The following is a 17,964-nucleotide window of genomic DNA, read 5'->3' on the forward strand; positions in this document are numbered from 1 at the left end:
ATCGCCTAAAAAATAGTCTCTGTCAGTGCCAAGGTCGAATGTTCAACACGCCCTACAGTTTTGAATAAAATAATTTACTTATACAGCCCTTTATTCTTTATTGGGAGCGCTGACAAAATCGACCACATTAAGATCAAAACCTGATAGCGCATAAAACTTCATGGGCGAAGATAGCAGACGCATATCACGTACGCCTAGATGGCGCAAGATTTGCGCGCCAACACCGATGCTACGATAGGGCTGCTGAGTGATCGTTGACAAGGACTCATTGCCTGCCGCTTTATCTAACGCATCGCCAAGATCGACAGGCTGATGACTGCCAATCCAAACCATGACTCCGCGCTCTGAAGCACTGATTTCCTCTAGTGCTGACTGTACGCTCCAGCCACTGCGACCCGTCGTATCGTTTTTGGCAGCAAATAAATCTCGCAGCGGATGAAAGCCGTGTACCCGTACAGTACTGACGCCAGCACTGACATCACCTTTGACTAATGCTAAATGCGTCTCATCAGCGCCAAATTCACGAAAGCGGTGCAAGGTAAAGCTGCCATGCTCCGTCTCAAATGGACGCGACTCTATCTCTTCTATTGTTTGCTCATTGGCGATACGGTAGTTAATAAGATCAGCAATCGTACCCATCTTAATATCATGCTCTTTGGCAAATACCTCTAAATCATCACGGCGAGCCATCGTCCCATCCGCATTAATAATCTCAACGATCACTGCAGCAGGTTCAAGCCCTGCTAGGCGTGCTAAGTCGCAGCCCGCTTCGGTGTGACCTGCGCGGTGGAGCACGCCGCCGTTTTGTGCCATGATAGGGAAGATGTGCCCAGGCTGGACAATATCTTCTGGTTTCGCTGCCGAAGACACCGCTGCTTGAATGGTACGCGCCCGGTCAGCCGCCGAAATACCTGTAGTCACCCCTTCAGCCGCTTCGATAGAGACGGTAAAGTTGGTACTGAACTTAGCCTCATTGCGATCTGACATCAGTGGTAGTGCCAACTGCTGGCAGCGCGCTTGTGATAAGGTAAGACAGACTAAGCCGCGAGCATGGGTAATCATAAAGTTAATATCTTCAGGGCGCACATGGGTGGCAGCCATAATGATATCGCCTTCATTTTCGCGGTCTTCGTCATCCATCAAGATGACCATCTTACCGGCGCGAATATCTTCAATTATCTCAGGAATAGTATTTAAACTCATAGGACTCTCTATATTTTTATTGGTTTGGGTGTCAAAAGATCGATGCGTCATTGTAACAGTGGAATTGTAACAGTAGATACGCTTACGTGCTGTACTACAGGTAATTATTCTCTTAAGCGCGTGTCAGTCGTTACTAGCAGCTTGGCTCTTTAGCCAATCCATAAACGTCTTACTGTGCTGCTCGCGCTGATTGTCAGCATACTCATAAAAGCGGGTGCCAATGAGGTTGTCAGGCAAGTAACTTTGCGCGTAGTAATGGTTGGGGTAGTTATGCGGATAAGTATAACCGGCGCCGTAGCCCTCATTACGCATCAGTTTAGTCACGCCGTTACGCAAATGTAGCGGCACTGGGGAGGCGTCCTTTTCCGCTAAGCGCATCGCTGCATTAATCGCTTTATAAGTGCTGTTACTCTTAGCGCTAGTGGCCAAATAGACCACCACTTGCCCTAAGATAATCCGCGCCTCAGGCATACCGATAGACTGCACACTACGCAAGGCTGCATCTGCGAGCAGCAGCGCATTTGGATTGGCATTACCGATATCTTCGCTCGCCAATATGACTAACCGCCGCGCGATAAAATCAGCAGGCTCACCGCCGACTAGCATTCTAGCCATCCAATAAAGCGCCGCGTCTGGATCCGAGCCGCGTACCGACTTGATCAGCGCTGAGATGATATCGTAATGCTGCTCACCATCTTTATCGTATCGCACCAATGCTGTCTGTGCCACGCGCCCGACAATCTCATCATCGATGATAATCGGGGTATGCTTAGGATCAGCAGTCTGCACCGCCAACTCTAGTAAATTTAGCGCCTTTCTAGCGTCGCCGTGTGCCAGCTCACTAATAAAGCCTTGTGCTTGTAGCTCAATGTTTAAAGTTTTTAGCACCGTATCTTGAGTGAGTGCTCGTTGCAAGACAGCAGCGATTTGTTCATTATCCAGCGGTTCTAAGCGGTAGACTTGGCAGCGAGACAGCAAAGCATTATTGACACTAAAAGACGGGTTTTCAGTAGTTGCGCCAATTAAAGTAATATCACCTGCTTCTACTGCGCCAAGCAAAGCATCTTGCTGGGCTTTATTAAACCGATGAATCTCATCGATAAAAACCACCGGCGACTCAAAGCTGAGCGAGTCATTGTTATCGAGCACTTCGCGCAGTTGCTTAACGCCAGTGTTCAAAGCTGATAAAGCATGAAACGGTCGGCCTACCGCTTTTGCTAATAGCATCGCGATAGTGGTTTTACCAATGCCTGCTTCCCCGTGCAAGATAATAGAGGACAGATGGTTTTGTTCGACCAAACGTCGCAGCGGCGCGTCAGCGGCTAACAGATGCTCTTGGCCGATGATATCATCTAAAGTCGTAGGGCGCATACGCTGTGCTAAAGGCGTATCAGCATGAAAAGCAGAGGGCATAAAACTCCTAAGGCGTATTAAAAGTAATGCGCTATTAGGGCGTGTTGAACATTCACAAATGCGCACTGCTGATAGCTACTAGTTTATCAAAGCTGTGTTCTAGTCGTCGTTAAAATTGCAGGTAATGCTTATTGCATTGGCTAGCTGATTTTATTTAAACAGTTGCAACGACTAGGGCGATTTTAGCATCAGCCCTTACTACAACAATAGGGACAGGACTATTTTTTGCCGCTTTATTGATAAAAATAGACGCTTAGAACGACTAAACTTACCATTTTTATCTGCAAATCGCCTAAAAAATAGTCTCTGTCAGTGCCATGGTCGAATGTTTAACACGCCCTAAATAAAAAAGCACAATCTTAAAAAGAACTGTTCTCATTGATATTAGGGCATATTCGCTATTCACAAGTGGATTGGTTTTAATATTTCTGCTTTAATAATTAAACGATGGTGCTTTAGAGCCATTTTAATTTGGAACAGTGATCGCAAACTAGTATGACTGTCACTTGCTGCTGATGAGCAACGGCGCAAAACTCATTACTGTGGCGCGTTTGATTTTACAATCTTAGATTAATGAGCACTTAGAAAGTACAAGCAAACAAAGCCTCCAAAACCTTCTTCTTAAGGCGGTCTTAATGATGTCTCGCTATTCTCCCAAATCGTTATCGCGACTATTGTCTAAACTAATAAGTCGGGATCGTTTTAATCAACAATCACGGCCTTTGACTGAAGGCGAGTGTGAGCTGGCACGCTCGGTTTTTGGCGACAGTCTGCACTTACAAGATGTGCGCTTAAAAACTGCTTGGTGGGTGCTAAAAAACTATGCAGTTAGTCCCAATGGTCATATTTATTTTCATCCTGATAATTGGCTTGATGACTTTAGCAAGGCTGCACTTGGCAAACAAAGTTGGCTGATTCATGAGCTCACTCACGTTTGGCAATGGCAACAAGGCCTAAAGGTTGTACGCGGAGCGCTGGTCAATCGGCGTTATGCTTATGAGCTAAAAGCGGGCAAATCCTTCTTTAGATATGGCATTGAGCAGCAAGCGCGCATGGTACAAGACTATTTTGTTCGTCGTAAGCTTGGGAGGGATTGCAACGACTTAGAGGCGTGCATACCTTTTTTGACCGCGGCGACTGAGCAAATAAAACCTAGCAAAGGTATTAATTAACATTAGCACTCATTGACAAGGATACTCATTAGCATTTTAACATTAGTATTTATTCAAAAAGATACTGACGACAGCTCGTTCACTATTTAATCTTCAGATTGTCAGCGATAGTCGCTATGATGAAAGCGACTCACTTTTCAATAAAACACTTTTTAATAAAGAATAAACACGCCCTAGAAGCAAGTGAGTCAAAGGTAGCCATTTATACTTTAATCTAGCTTTTATAGCGGCGCTGTTAACAAAGGATATGTTCTCTGATGCCTAACTTTCTGCTTGTTCGACCCGAAACCGATGGTGGCACTGACACTGATGCTGACGACCAGCAAATGCGCCATAAACGACCTACTAAATCTGCCGGCTGCCAATCGCCTCAAGTATTAGCGTCTATGGTGCTAGCAGCATCGCTATTAGTGGGATGTCAGCCACAATCAGAAGTCGATGACAGTACGGCTAACGCAGAGGAGCAAGCGGCTACTGAAGAGATGAAGCCTGTACCTCAAAGTGATTCAGCGGCTGCCCATATCAAGCAGATGCAGCCAGTATATGTGGCGCAAATGCAAAGCTTACAGCGCCGGTTACAGGCAGAGTATGAGTCTTTGCAAGCGGCTGATATGACGACCAGTGAAGATGATCTGTTACTAAATAACGTGACTAATGATGACAATGAAGCGGCGGTGGATACCGCTGCTGGTTCCAGTTCAGCCACAGCAAATAATAGCACTACTGATGCTGAGCTTTCAGCGGATGAATCTGACGCCTTAACCGAGACCGTTGCCAATACTGACACTGATGTCGATACTGATATTGATACTGAGCTGGAACCAAATAGCAGCACTGATGCAGGTGAGCGCGATCTGAGCGTATTAAGACGCATTAGCGCTGAGCCGCGAAAAACGACAATCTTGACCGAAAAACAAATCATCGACAGCTATCAGCAAACCATCGATGCGCTTTATCAGCCGATATCACAGCCACTGAGTAGCGCCGAGGTCAATACCTTAATCAATATCGCCGCCTTGATACCACAGCTGTTTGAACATACAGAGCTTGCCGACAGGCTCAATGCCAAAAGTCCGGCATTAGCGCGTCTCATCGTCCAGCACCAAATTTGGGAGCAAATAGAAGCTCGGCAAGCCCGCTACATGCAAGAGATGAAAATCGCTCAGCAGCAAGAGTTTGAAGAGTTGATGACCAAGTTTAATGAAACTATTAAAGACTATGATGAGCAAATTGCGAAATACGAACAGACCTTAGAAGAGTTTCAGTAACTGCTTTTAAAAACTAAGCATAAAATATCACCCATAAAAAATCCCGCTCATCGGCGGGATTTTTTATGGTTTGCTATATTAGTACAGAAGGTTAGTAAGACAACTAAATCGTTGATTCTTATTTGCGGTCTTCAACCTTAACAAGATCACGATGCGTCTCACCAGTATAGAGCTGACGCGGACGACCGATTTTGAACGGTGCGCTATGCATCTCAATCCAGTGGCTGATCCAACCTGAGGTACGCGCTAACGAGAAGATAACCGTAAACATAGACGTTGGAATACCAATAGCTTTTAGAATAATACCAGAGTAGAAGTCAACGTTTGGATAGAGGTTACGCTCGATGAAGAACGGATCTTCTAAAGCGATTCTTTCTAATTCCATAGCCAGCTCAAGCTTAGGATCGTCGATACCTAGAGCTTCTAATACTTCATCACAAGCTTTTTTCAGTACTTGCGCGCGTGGATCGAAGTTTTTGTAGACACGGTGACCAAAGCCCATCAGTTTTACTTCACGGCTTTTCACTTTTTCCATAAATGCTGGTACGTTTTCCACTGTGCCAATTTCATCTAGCATCTCAAGGACAGCTTCGTTCGCGCCGCCATGTGATGGACCCCATAGAGCGGCGATACCTGCAGCGATACAAGCATAAGGGTTTGCGCCAGTAGAGCCGGCTAGACGTACAGTAGACGTCGAAGCGTTTTGCTCATGATCGGCATGCAAAGTAAAGATTTTGTCCATCGCATCAACGAGGATAGGATTGACTTTATAATCAACATCAGCAGGAGTAGCAAACATCATATATAAGAAGTTTTCTGCGTAGCTAAAGTCGTTACGCGGATACATGAACGGCTCGCCTTGTGAGTATTTATAGCTCATAGCCGCAAGAGTTGGCATCTTAGCGATTAAGCGGATGGCCGTGATTTCGCGATGATCTTCGTCGCTGATGTCGAGCTTGTCATGATAAAACGCAGATAACGCTCCAACAACACCGACCATAATCGCCATAGGATGCGCGTCACGGCGGAAGCCTTCAAAGAATTTACGTAGCTGATCATGGACGCCAGTATGCTTACGAATTTTCTCAAAGAAATCCTCTTTTTGTTCTGCGTTTGGTAGATCGCCATGAATCAGCGCATAAGCCACTTCTAGATATTCAGCATGGTTTGCTAACTGATCGATAGGGTAGCCGCGGTATAACAGCTCGCCTTTACCACCATCGATAAAAGTAATTTTTGACTCAACAGGGGCAGTCACTTTAAAGCCAGGATCATAAGACCAAAAGCCTGAATCTTGTAGGGCAGCGATATCGATAACTGGACGACCTAAAGTACCCTGAATAATAGGAAGTTGGTATTCCTTACCTTCTGCGGTTAGTTTGGCTTCATTATTTGACTTAATGTTGTCAGCCATAATTTCCTCTCCATTGTTTTAGCGTATGAATGTAAAAGCGACGCTTGCTAGTGCGTCATACGGTGTAGTCGTAACGGTTTGTCTCGTTACTGGTTAAGTCATTACTGAGGAGCGGTACTTTGTATGCCGCTCACTTCATATGTAAGCTATATTAGCAGTAATTCAGGAAGAGGTGAAAATACTTTTCTCTCCAAACACGAGATTCATAGGCTTTAAAGGCAGCTAAAAGGGTGATAAGTTGTATCAAAATATGTCTGATGTGTAATTTAGCGTTAATTTCATCCGTTTTAACACTTTTATAAGGTATATGCTACTGAAACAAACTGATGAAGAGCACTATATATCTTAAGCACATATTGATGATAAGGGTGCTGATAAATAAGTATAAAGTAGCAAGACTATGCTGATAGCCTACTTTATGTATGAAGATACACAGCTGTGATATACCTTTATAAATGTTGTAGACAGATTAAGAGATAAAGCTAGAAAAGTTGAATTAACACTCACTGAAGCTTAAGTTTTTGTAAAAACAACGACAAAAGTGACTATTTTAGGGATAAATTTGTAATTAGTCGCCAGTCATTTTATAATTGCGGTAATTTAACTGACATACGCTTTGTTAATTTAACGCAAACCTATCAGAAGCTGACAGCTAGCAAGGTCGTTTTCTAATATCTTGTTACGATTGATAGGGTGTTTTGGCGATTAAAAAGCGTTTAAGACTTGAATGTTATTGTTATTTATTCTATTTTTAGAATGATGATCATGTAGTTATTCTTAATAAAGATAGCCGATGGCGTTATCTTTTTTTTGTGTTTATGGTGGTTGACAGACACTAGCTAGAATAATGCAATCATCGCTTAGTAAGTATGTCATATCACCATGATGGCGTAACGTGCATTTAGCAAAGTCAGCTAGCTCTTCCTTATTTTATTCATCTCGTATGTTACTCAGTGTGTTTGGTAGACGATTGCTAAACCATAAGTAGAACTCGAGTATAACCGCTAAAAGGATGCCCGCTGTGAAAAGCAACCGACCTATTGATCTGCCCTTAAGCCAAGTGATTAGCGTTAACCGCTCACCGATTGCGATTGCGTCAATCTTGCATCGTATTTCTGGCATTATCCTATTTTTACTCATTCCTGTTATGTTGTGGCTACTGCAAACCTCTTTGGCATCGCCTGAGAGTTTTTTGACCGTATTCGATAACGTTTTTCTTCGTTTCTTAGCATGGATATTTGTTGCTGCTACGGCCTATCATTTTGTAATGGGTGTGAAGCATTTATTTGCTGATAATGGCCAAAATGAAGAGTTGAAATCAGCACGTACGGCATCTTTTGTCAGTTTCGTGATTGCAGCGATATTGATTGTCGCGTCATTTGTATGGGTGATGTTCTAATGATAAAGAATAATTCAGGAGTAAAAAGCGCTACAGGCCTTACTGGTTCAGGAACGCGTGATTGGATGGTGCAGCGCATTAGTGCTATTGTTCTAGCGGTGTACAGTATCGTATTACTGGGCTTCTTTTTGACCCATGGAGACGTGACCTTCATAGAATGGTCGAGCTTTATGTATAGCTTACCTATGCGTCTATTTAGCTTAGTTGCTATTTTGGCATTAGCTGGCCACGCGTGGGTAGGTATGTGGACTGTGTTTACTGACTATATCACTTCAGGAAAGATGGGCGAAAGTGCTACTAAACTCAGAATGGTACTACAGACTTTTATGATTCTTGCCATTTTAGTTTATTTGTTCTGGGGCATCATGATCTTTTGGGGCAATGGCTTTGGCGTTATCGCCGTATAATTTTTAGCATTACGCTTGATAAGTGATGCGTTCGCTTGATTATAACCCTTAGCGCTTAAGCTATTTTTGACAGTAGCGCCTAGCATTTTAATTCTTACAGGCCAGTCGCTATATCAATAAATACCGATGACAACGGTCATAACGCGCCAAGCTCTTATCTTTTATAAGTGTATAGCACAGATTTAGATAGTAGATAGCCCTTGTAGTTACTTCGCTGGCATCTTGTATAAATAACACAGGCGCGAGCACAAACAGGCATTAGGAAAATCACAATGGCAACAAGACAAGACAATACTATTAGTAACATCAAAACCCTTAATTACGATGCAGTCATCGTCGGCGGTGGTGGCTCAGGTATGCGTGCCTCGCTACAACTGGCTGAGTCGGGTATGAATGTTGCGGTAATCACGAAAGTATTCCCAACACGCTCACATACTGTAGCCGCTCAAGGTGGTATTGGTGCAAGTTTGGGGAACATGAGCAATGACAACTGGCATTTTCACTTTTACGATACCGTTAAAGGTTCAGACTGGTTAGGCGATCAAGACGCTATCGAATATATGTGCCGTGAAGCGCCAAAAGTGGTTTACGAGCTTGAGCACATGGGTATGCCCTTTGACCGTAACGAAGATGGCACGATTTATCAGCGCCCGTTTGGTGGTCATACCTCAAACTACGGCGAAAAAGCGGTGCAACGTGCTTGCGCGGCAGCTGATAGAACCGGTCACGCGTTGTTGCATACTTTATATCAAAAGAACCTTGAACAAGGTACGCAGTTCTTTATCGAGTGGATTGCTCTTGATTTGATCAAAGACGAAGACGGTAATATCAACGGTGTTATTGCTCTTGAGCAAGAGACGGGCACGGTTGCAGTATTCCAGTCGCCAGTGACTGTACTGGCAACGGGCGGTGCGGGTCGTATTTTTGCCGCCTCTACTAACGCTTATATCAATACTGGCGACGGTATCGGCATGGCGGTTCGCGCTGGCGTTCCTCTACAAGACATGGAGTTCTGGCAGTTTCACCCAACGGGTGTGGCCGGAGCCGGTGTACTATTGACCGAAGGCTGCCGCGGTGAAGGCGCTATCTTACGTAACAAAGATGGCGAAGCCTTTATGGAGCGTTACGCGCCAACGGTCAAAGACTTAGCGCCACGTGATCTGGTATCGCGCTCTATGGACCAAGAAATCAAAGAAGGCCGCGGCTGTGGACCAAATGCTGACTATATCGTTATGGATATGACGCATTTGGGGGTTGATACGATTATGAAGCGTTTGCCATCGGTATTTGAGATTGGTAAAAACTTTGCTAACGTCGATATCACCAAAGAGCCTATTCCCGTTATTCCGACGATTCACTACATGATGGGCGGTATTCCAACCACGATTCATGGCCAGGTCATCACCCCGAATCTAGAAGCTGGTACCGACGACGAAGGTCTGTATAGCGAAGGCACGATTGTCAAAGGTCTATATGCTATTGGCGAGTGCGCTTGCGTTAGTGTCCACGGCGCTAACCGTTTAGGTACCAACTCACTGCTTGATTTAGTCGTCTTTGGCCGTGCAGCAGGCAAGCATATCGTTGATGGATTCCATCATAACGATCATAACTATAAGCCGCTAGATACTCATGTGCTAGACTTTACGGTTGGCCGTTTGAATAAGCTACAGCAGTCAACCGAAGGCTACAATGCACAAGACGTTGCTGATGAGATTCGCGCAATTATGCAAAAGCATGCTAGCGTCTTCCGTACGCAAGCGCTTATGGATGAAGGCGTAGAGAAGCTATTGGCACTAGAAGAAAAGATCGATCGTATTCATTTAGCAGATAAGTCGCAAGTATTTAACACCGCGCGTATCGAAGCTTTTGAAGTGATTAACTTATACGAAGTAGCCAAAGCGACGATGATCTCAGCAGCTAGCCGTCATGAGAGCCGCGGCGCGCACAGTGTTGCCGACTATGACCGTCCTGAAGACGATGATTATGCGCCAAATGGTCGTAACGATCACGACTGGATGAAGCATACCATCTGGTACTCTGATGATAACCGTATCATTTATAAGCCTGTACGTAAGACGCCATTGACGGTCGATTATATTGAACCAAAAGTTCGCGTTTATTAGTCAATCGCTATTTGGATTGTTCGGTACTAGCGCATACTAGTGCGCTAGTACCAATAAAGTATCAAGATATTTAATTTTAGGCAGTTTACTGCCAGCTACAAGTTACTCAGCAGCGCCTACGCTAAGAGAATAAAATCCTTGTATGCCAGCCCTTACTAAGTGTGGAGTTTAGCAATATGAGCCGAGGTACTCGCACCATCGAAATTTATCGCTACGATCCTGATGTGGACGCAGCGCCGCGCATGCAAACCTATACGATTGAGCTACTAGAGTCAGATCGTATGTTGCTTGATTTATTATTACGCCTAAAGAAAGAAGATGAGACCATCACTTTCCGCCGCTCGTGCCGTGAAGGTATTTGTGGTTCGGACGGTATGAACATCAATGGTAAAAATGGCCTAGCCTGTCTTATTAACATGAACACGCTACCTGAAAAGATTACCATCAGACCGCTACCTGGACTGCCAGTCGTTCGTGACCTAGTCGTAGATATGAACCAGTTCTATGAGCAGTACGAAAAAGTACATCCTTATTTGATTAATGATCAGCCAGCACCGCCGACAGAGCGCTTACAGTCTCCTGAGCAGCGCGAGCAGTTGAATGGTCTTTATGAGTGTATTCTATGTGCTTGCTGTTCGACCAGCTGCCCTTCATTTTGGTGGAACCCAGATAAATTCTTGGGCCCATCAGCATTGTTACATGCCTATCGCTTCGTAGCGGATAGTCGTGATACGGATGCGCAGGCTCGCCTAGCGCGTTTAGATGATCCGTTCAGCTTGTTCCGCTGCCGCGGTATCATGAACTGCGTTTCAGTCTGTCCTAAAGGCTTAAACCCAACCAAAGCTATCGGTCATCTGCGCAATTTGCTTATTGATCAAGCAGGCTAATCTAGTAGGTCAATAAGCGACATACTATTTATCAGACACAAAAAAACACCGTCCTGAGGCGGTGTTTTTCTTTTGTTAATATTTTGTGCTAAGTACAGCGATAATGACAAACTAGCCATAAAAACTTACGAGCGAAAATGTTATCATAGACCATAATAGCTCAATTAACGAAATTTTCGCTTTCTATGTTAGTTTTTTATGCCCATCAGTAGTAGGTCAATGTATTTAACATTGGCTATGATAGTGAATATTCATTACTTAAATACCTAGTATTGAACAAACAAACTATGGTTAGTTTGTGGGCCGTGCTACCCTAGGGAGCATCGTTTAGTGAGAGTGACGAGAGTAAAAGGATACAATGTTTGTAGTCGATAGACTCTTTAAGCCATAAACACTAATGAGCGCTTCAAAGTTAAAACTAAACGATAGACATAGTTATGGCTAGAGCTAGTATATATAAGTTATTATTATCAAACGACTAAGATAATGAGACTGAGCGTTCACAAATAATTGATTTAGCCCAAGACGTTCTAAAAGTTACTAATAATTATAAGTACAACCCGCAACTTCCATTCATTTATCTATGAAATAGACGATTATTATGAATAGTACAACTCAAAGAAAAGCCGATGCAGGATACACAGAACTTGCCGCTGATAATGCTCATTATATCGAAGCGCTTTATGAGCAGTTCTTAACCGACCCTAACAGTGTCGATGAGAATTGGCAGCAGTACTTCAAACAATATCAATCGCCAAATGATGCTAAGCATAACGCCATTCAAGATCAGTTCTTGTTATTGGCACGCAATCAAACGGCAAACAAAGCTGGTGCCTCAGCTGCTAATAGTGATAGCACTGCTAATTGTGCTGACCCTAAGCAAATGGGCGTACAGCAGCTCATCTCCGCTTACCGTCGCCGCGGTCATCGCCGTGCCCAGCTTGATCCTTTAGATTTGCATCCACGTGACAAAGTCGAAGACTTGACACTGGCCTACCACAACTTATCAGAAGCTGATTTAGATACCGTCTTTCCGACCAACGATTTAAAAATTGGTAAGCCTGAAGCGTCGCTACGTGAGATCATTGAAATCATGGAGCGCGTCTATTGCCGTTATATCGGTATCGAGTATATGCATGTGACCACTAGCGTTGAGAAGCGCTGGATGGAGCAGTATATGGAAAGCAATCTTGGCCATATAGAATTCGATAAAGAAAAGCGCTTATCTATTCTTGAGCGCTTAACGGCTGCTGAAGGATTAGAAAAATACTTAGCACGTAAATATACTGGGGTAAAACGCTTCGGTCTAGAAGGCGGTGAGAGCTTTATCCCTGCGGTAAACGAGATCATTCAGCGCGCTGGTGGCTACGGCACCAAAGAGATGGTCATCGGTATGGCGCACCGTGGACGCCTAAACTTACTCGTCAATATCCTAGGTAAGAATCCAGCGGACCTATTCGATGAGTTTGATGGTAAAGTGCAGCCAGAAAAAGGTTCAGGTGACGTCAAGTACCATAATGGATATTCTTCAAACGTGATGACTCCTGGCGGAGAGGCACATTTGGCCTTGGCCTTTAACCCATCACATCTTGAGATTGTGGGACCTGTATTACAAGGTTCAGTACGCGCCCGTCAAGTTCGCCGTAATGACCAGCCAAAAGATCATGGTAAAGACGGTAATTCAGTATTACCGATTGTCGTTCATGGTGATGCTGCTTTTGCAGCGCAGGGTGTTGTACAAGAAACTTTCCAGATGTCACAGACCCGCGCTTATACTACTGGCGGTACAGTACATATCGTTATTAATAACCAAGTTGGCTTTACCACTAGCCGTCAAGAAGATGCGCGCTCGACAGAGTACTGTACAGATATTGCTAAGATGGTACATGCGCCTATCTTACATGTGAATGGTGATGATCCTGAGTCGGTAGTGTTTGCTGCGCAATTGGCACTAGATTATCGCCATGAGTTCGGTAAAGACATCGTTATTGACCTTTTCTGCTATCGTCGTAATGGTCATAACGAAGCGGATGAGCCTTCAGCAACGCAGCCACTGATGTATTCAGTGATTAAAAAACTGCCAACGACGCGCACTATCTATACCAATAAGCTTATCGATGCAGGCGTTATTAGCAAAGATGAAGCCGCTAAATACGAAGACGAATACCGCGAATCACTAGATCGCGGCGAGTATGTCGCGAACTCTTTAGTGAGTGAGCCTGATGAAGCACTGTTTGTCGATTGGACCCCTTATTTAGGTCATGAGTTAGAAGATGACTGGGATACTGGCGTCGATATCGACATGCTAAAAGGCTATGGTAAGCAGATGGCAGTGATGCCTGAAGGTTATAAGCTACAGCGTCAAGTACAAAAGGTGGTTGAGCAGCGTTTAGCGATGCAAACCGGTGAAGAGCCACTAAACTGGGGCGCGGCTGAAACACTGGCTTACGCCAGCTTAGTTGACCATGACAAAACCTTAGTACGTATCACTGGCGAAGATGTTGGCCGGGGTACTTTCTCGCATCGTCATAGCGAGATCTACAATATGAACGATGGCAGTATGTACGTGCCATTAGCGCATATGAGTAAAGATCAAGCGCGCTTTGCAATTTATAACTCGCTTTTATCAGAAGAGGCAGTGCTCGCTTTTGAATATGGTTATGCTACGACTGTGCCAAATGCATTAGTCGTTTGGGAAGCTCAGTTTGGCGACTTTGTCAATGGCGCACAAATGGTCATCGACCAGTTTATCGCTAGTGGTGAGACTAAGTGGCAGCGCGTGTGCGGCTTGACCATGTTATTACCGCATGGCTATGAAGGTCAGGGTCCTGAACATTCTTCAGCTCGTCTTGAGCGCTTCTTGCAGCTGTGTGCTGAAGATAACATGCAAGTGATTACTCCAACGACACCAGCGCAGATATTCCATGCCCTGCGTCGTCAAGCGGTACGTCCGATTCGTAAGCCTTTGATCGTAATGTCGCCGAAGAGCTTATTACGTCATAAGCTTGCTACCTCAGAGCTAGAAGAGTTATCGACTGGTCATAAGTTCGAGACGGTGATCTCTGAAATTGATGAGCAGGATAACGATAAAATTACCCGTTTAGTGCTTTGTGGGGGTAAGGTCTATTATGACTTACTCGAGCAGCGCCGTGAATTGGGCTTAGACCATGTGGCTATCGTACGTATTGAGCAGCTATACCCGCTACCAGAAGAGCGTTTGATCGCTGAATTTGATAAATACAGCAATCTAAAAGAGATCGTTTGGACGCAAGAGGAGCCTTTAAACCAAGGGGCTTGGTATTATCTAGCGCCGCATATGTTCCGTATTGTGGTTCCGCACCCAACCAAAGCGAAAGTGATGGAGCCTGTTGCGCGTCCAGCAAGTGCCGCACCAGCTACCGGATCGCCAAAATTGCATGCCAGTCAGCAGCAAGACTTAATTGCCGGCGGCTTAGGTGTAGAAGTCTCACAATTGACAAAGTAGTTTTTGACAGTATTAGCTTTAAGAAAGATCAAACAAACAGGTGGTAGCAGTCAGAGTATTATTCATTTCACAACAGTATTGCAACAAAGTACTAAATTAAAGTGAATCAAATGATTTGGCTGGTTACCACAATTTCATAATAAATAATATTTATCCCAATCTAAGGAGTATATCGATGGCTGAGATTAAAGCCCCCGTGTTTCCAGAATCGGTAGCTGATGGCACGATCGTTGAGTGGCACGTTACTGAAGGTCAACAAGTCAACCGTGATGATATCTTAGCGGAAATCGAAACGGACAAAGTTGTATTAGAAGTAGTCGCTCCAGATGACGGCGTAGTCACCAAAATCGTTAAGCAAGTCGATGATACGGTTGAGTCAGACGATCTTATCGCTGAGTTTGAAGCTGGCGCTAGCGGCAGTACCGATAGTGAAGACAGCAGCGGTGATGATGCGGAAGCTCCAGCCGTCAATCCAGATCAGCCTGCGGCGCCAGTACAGAAAAAGCAAGCAGCTGATGGCGGTGAGCCAGTACAAGCGACAGACAAAAAAGAAGACGCTCATAAAGACCAGAGCCCAGCGGTACGTAAGGCGGCGAAAGAGTCTGGCGTTGATCCAAAAAATGTCGAAGGCAGTGGCCGTGATGGCCGAGTTACCAAATCTGATATGGCAAGCCCTAAACTCAAAGCCGATAGCAGCATCAAAAACGATAAGGGGACGCCAGTCGCCGAATCGGGCGAGCGTAGCGAAAAGCGCGTACCGATGACTCGTTTGCGTAAGCGTGTTGCCGAGCGTCTACTATCAGCGACTCAAGAAACAGCGATGCTGACGACGTTCAACGAAGTCAACATGAAGCCACTAATGAATATGCGTACTAAGTACAAAGATCAGTTTGAGAAGCGTCATGGTGTGCGTCTAGGCTTTATGTCGTTATTCGTCAAAGCTGCTACTGAAGCGCTAAAACGTTTCCCAGCAGTGAACGCTTCACTCGATGGCGATGATATCGTCTATCATGGTTTTTATGATATCGGTGTTGCTGTATCATCAGATCGCGGTTTAGTTGTACCTGTACTTCGTGACACGGATCAGATGAGCATGGCGGATGTCGAAAGCAAAATCCGTGAGCTTGGCGGTAAAGCACAAGAAGGTAAGCTCGGTCTTGATGAGCTGACAGGCGGTACGTTCACCATCTCTAACGGCGGTGTCTTTGGCTCACTCATGTCAACGCCTATCTTGAACCCACCGCAAACTGCTATCTTAGGTATGCATGCGATTAATGAGCGTCCGATGGCTGTCGATGGTAAGGTTGAGATTTTACCAATGATGTACCTAGCGCTGTCGTACGATCACCGTATGATTGATGGTAAAGAGGCGGTACAGTTCTTGGTGACACTTAAGGATCTTGTCGAAGACCCAACCATGCTGTTATTAGACCTATAAGCTTCTAAGCTTGTATTGGCATTTGCTAATACAAGCTTTTTAACTTTATGTCAATAAATGTTCTGTCTTGCCTACTGTTTAGAACAATAAACTTCACCTTAAAACTCTCGCTATTCATTTTAGGTGAATCATCCTATCAAGATAGTGTATTAGCTATACATCTTGAATTTGATGCTTTATCAATCGATTAAAATAAATAGCTATGCAAGCGAGAATAACGTCAATAGCATAGAGCTAAACTAAATTTTACGATAAAAATATTAGGAAACTACTATGAAAGATAATTATGATCTAGTCGTTATCGGCGGCGGACCTGGTGGTTACGAAGCGGCTATTCGTGCCGGTCAGTTGGGTATGAGCGTCGCTTGTATCGAAAAACGTGTTTACAAAGGCGAGCCGGCGCTTGGCGGTACTTGCTTGAACGTTGGTTGTATTCCATCAAAAGCTTTACTTGATACCTCACATCGCTATGAGGCTACAAAAGACGATCTCGACGAGCATGGCATCAGCACCGGTGATGTCGGCATCAACGTCGAGAAGATGATTGAGCGTAAAGAAGGTATCGTCAAGCAATTAACTGGCGGTGTTGCGGCACTACTCAAGGGCAATGGTGTTGACTGGCTACAAGGTTGGGGCACGTTAGTCGACGGTAAAGGCGATGACAAAAAAGTTAAATTTGTTGCGCTAGAGGATGATGCAGAAAGCACCATTACTGCCAAGAATGTTATCTTAGCCTCAGGTTCTGTGCCTATCGATATTCCAGTTGCCAAAGTCGATCACGAGCATATCGTCGACTCGACTGGCGCGCTTGATTTCACTGAGACGCCAAAGCGCTTGGGCGTGATTGGTGCAGGCGTTATCGGTCTTGAACTTGGCTCAGTATGGCGTCGCTTGGGCGCGGAAGTCGTGGTTTATGAAGCGCTGCCTGAATTTTTAGCCGCTGCGGATAAAGATATCGCCAAAGAAGCTCGTAAGATGTTCAAAAAACAAGGCTTAGATATCCGCGTCGATACCAAAGTGACTAATGCAGAAGTCAAAGACGGTCAAGTCGTCGTCACTAGCGAAAACAAAGGCGAAGCCTCAGATGAGAGCTTTGATAAATTGATCGTTTGTGTCGGTCGCCGTGCTTACTCTGAGAAGCTACTTGCCGAGGACAGCGGTGTGACGCTAACCGAACGCGGCCTTATCGATGTCGATGATCAGTGCAAAACCAATCTAGATGGCGTCTATGCTATTGGCGATTTAGTACGTGGCCCGATGCTCGCGCATAAAGCGATGGAAGAGGGCATGATGGCGGTTGAGCGCATTCATGGCGAAAAAGCACAAGTCAACTATGACACTATTATCAACGTTATCTATACCCATCCAGAAATCGCTTGGGTTGGTCTGACTGAAAAAGAAGCTGCGGATGCAGGCTATGAGGTCAAAACAGGCTCATTCAATTTAGCTGCTAACGGTCGCGCGCTGGCGCAAAGTGAAGCGCAAGGCTCAATCAAAGTCGTTGCCGATGCTAAGACCGATCGTCTACTTGGTATGCATGCTATCTCTGCTGGCGCCGGCGACATCGTCCATCAAGGCATGATCGCGATGGAATTTGTCTCTAGTATCGAAGATTTGCAGCTGATGACTTTTGCGCATCCAACGATTTCAGAAGCGGTACATGAAGCTGCCTTATCTGCTGATGGCCGTGCTATTCACGCCATTCAGCGTAAAAAACGTAAATAGTATCCGTGCAGGTATGTCCTTAGTCAGTCAT

Annotated in this window: 12 protein-coding genes; 9 read left to right on the forward strand and 3 right to left on the reverse strand. The window is 44.9% G+C overall.

Features of this window, described 5'->3' with window-relative positions; all coding sequences use genetic code 11:
- Positions 1-90 precede the first annotated feature (90 nt).
- On the reverse strand, positions 91-1,203 hold the full coding sequence (gene ribBA, locus I3248_RS09230) for a bifunctional 3,4-dihydroxy-2-butanone-4-phosphate synthase/GTP cyclohydrolase II (RefSeq protein WP_025646168.1): 1,113 nt from the start codon (positions 1,201-1,203) through the stop codon (positions 91-93).
- Between the two features lie 123 nt (positions 1,204-1,326).
- Entirely contained in the window at positions 1,327-2,616 is a 1,290-nt protein-coding gene (locus tag I3248_RS09235) for a replication-associated recombination protein A (RefSeq protein ID WP_025646166.1), read from the reverse strand.
- A gap of 638 nt (positions 2,617-3,254) precedes the next feature.
- On the opposite strand from I3248_RS09235, the gene I3248_RS09240 reads away from it, so the two are divergent.
- Together I3248_RS09240 and I3248_RS09245 are read left to right on the forward strand one after the other, a co-directional pair.
- Positions 3,255-3,788 carry a type IV secretion protein Rhs gene (locus tag I3248_RS09240; protein ID WP_238063395.1) on the forward strand — a complete coding sequence of 178 codons (534 nt, stop codon included), beginning with the start codon at positions 3,255-3,257 and terminating at the stop codon, positions 3,786-3,788.
- 257 nt (positions 3,789-4,045) lie between these two features.
- The gene (locus I3248_RS09245; protein ID WP_238063396.1) at positions 4,046-5,056 is read left to right on the forward strand and encodes a hypothetical protein; all 1,011 of its coding nucleotides are present in this window, start codon (positions 4,046-4,048) and stop codon (positions 5,054-5,056) included.
- A 118-nt stretch (positions 5,057-5,174) separates the two neighbouring features.
- Here I3248_RS09245 and gltA read toward each other — a convergent pair whose 3' ends face one another.
- Positions 5,175-6,470 carry a citrate synthase gene (gltA, locus tag I3248_RS09250; protein WP_238063397.1) on the reverse strand — a complete coding sequence of 432 codons (1,296 nt, stop codon included), beginning with the start codon at positions 6,468-6,470 and terminating at the stop codon, positions 5,175-5,177.
- A 1,012-nt stretch (positions 6,471-7,482) separates the two neighbouring features.
- Between gltA and sdhC the strand changes: the two genes are divergently transcribed.
- The 7 genes from sdhC (at position 7,483) to lpdA (ending at position 17,933) form a co-directional block, all read left to right on the forward strand.
- Positions 7,483-7,869 carry a succinate dehydrogenase, cytochrome b556 subunit gene (gene sdhC, locus I3248_RS09255; RefSeq protein ID WP_025646159.1) on the forward strand — a complete coding sequence of 129 codons (387 nt, stop codon included), beginning with the start codon at positions 7,483-7,485 and terminating at the stop codon, positions 7,867-7,869.
- On the forward strand, positions 7,869-8,276 hold the full coding sequence (gene sdhD, locus I3248_RS09260) for a succinate dehydrogenase, hydrophobic membrane anchor protein (protein WP_201558818.1): 408 nt from the start codon (positions 7,869-7,871) through the stop codon (positions 8,274-8,276). The genes sdhC and sdhD overlap by 1 nt, the downstream gene beginning before the upstream one ends.
- A 272-nt stretch (positions 8,277-8,548) precedes the next feature.
- Entirely contained in the window at positions 8,549-10,399 is a 1,851-nt protein-coding gene (gene sdhA, locus I3248_RS09265) for a succinate dehydrogenase flavoprotein subunit (protein WP_238063398.1), read from the forward strand.
- 176 nt (positions 10,400-10,575) lie between these two features.
- Positions 10,576-11,286 carry a succinate dehydrogenase iron-sulfur subunit gene (locus I3248_RS09270; RefSeq protein ID WP_025646150.1) on the forward strand — a complete coding sequence of 237 codons (711 nt, stop codon included), beginning with the start codon at positions 10,576-10,578 and terminating at the stop codon, positions 11,284-11,286.
- A gap of 601 nt (positions 11,287-11,887) precedes the next feature.
- Complete coding sequence (locus tag I3248_RS09275) at positions 11,888-14,770, forward strand: 2-oxoglutarate dehydrogenase E1 component (RefSeq protein WP_238063399.1); 2,883 nt, start codon at positions 11,888-11,890, stop codon at positions 14,768-14,770.
- Positions 14,771-14,945: 175 nt separating this feature from the next.
- Positions 14,946-16,208: a 2-oxoglutarate dehydrogenase complex dihydrolipoyllysine-residue succinyltransferase gene (gene odhB / locus I3248_RS09280; protein WP_238063400.1), complete on the forward strand. Its 1,263-nt coding sequence runs from the start codon at positions 14,946-14,948 to the stop codon at positions 16,206-16,208.
- A gap of 273 nt (positions 16,209-16,481) precedes the next feature.
- Complete coding sequence (lpdA, locus tag I3248_RS09285) at positions 16,482-17,933, forward strand: dihydrolipoyl dehydrogenase (protein ID WP_238063401.1); 1,452 nt, start codon at positions 16,482-16,484, stop codon at positions 17,931-17,933.
- Positions 17,934-17,964 lie beyond the last annotated feature (31 nt).

Origin of the sequence: Psychrobacter sp. Ps3, assembly GCF_022129275.1 — a bacterium.
Taxonomy (GTDB): domain Bacteria; phylum Pseudomonadota; class Gammaproteobacteria; order Pseudomonadales; family Moraxellaceae; genus Psychrobacter; species Psychrobacter submarinus.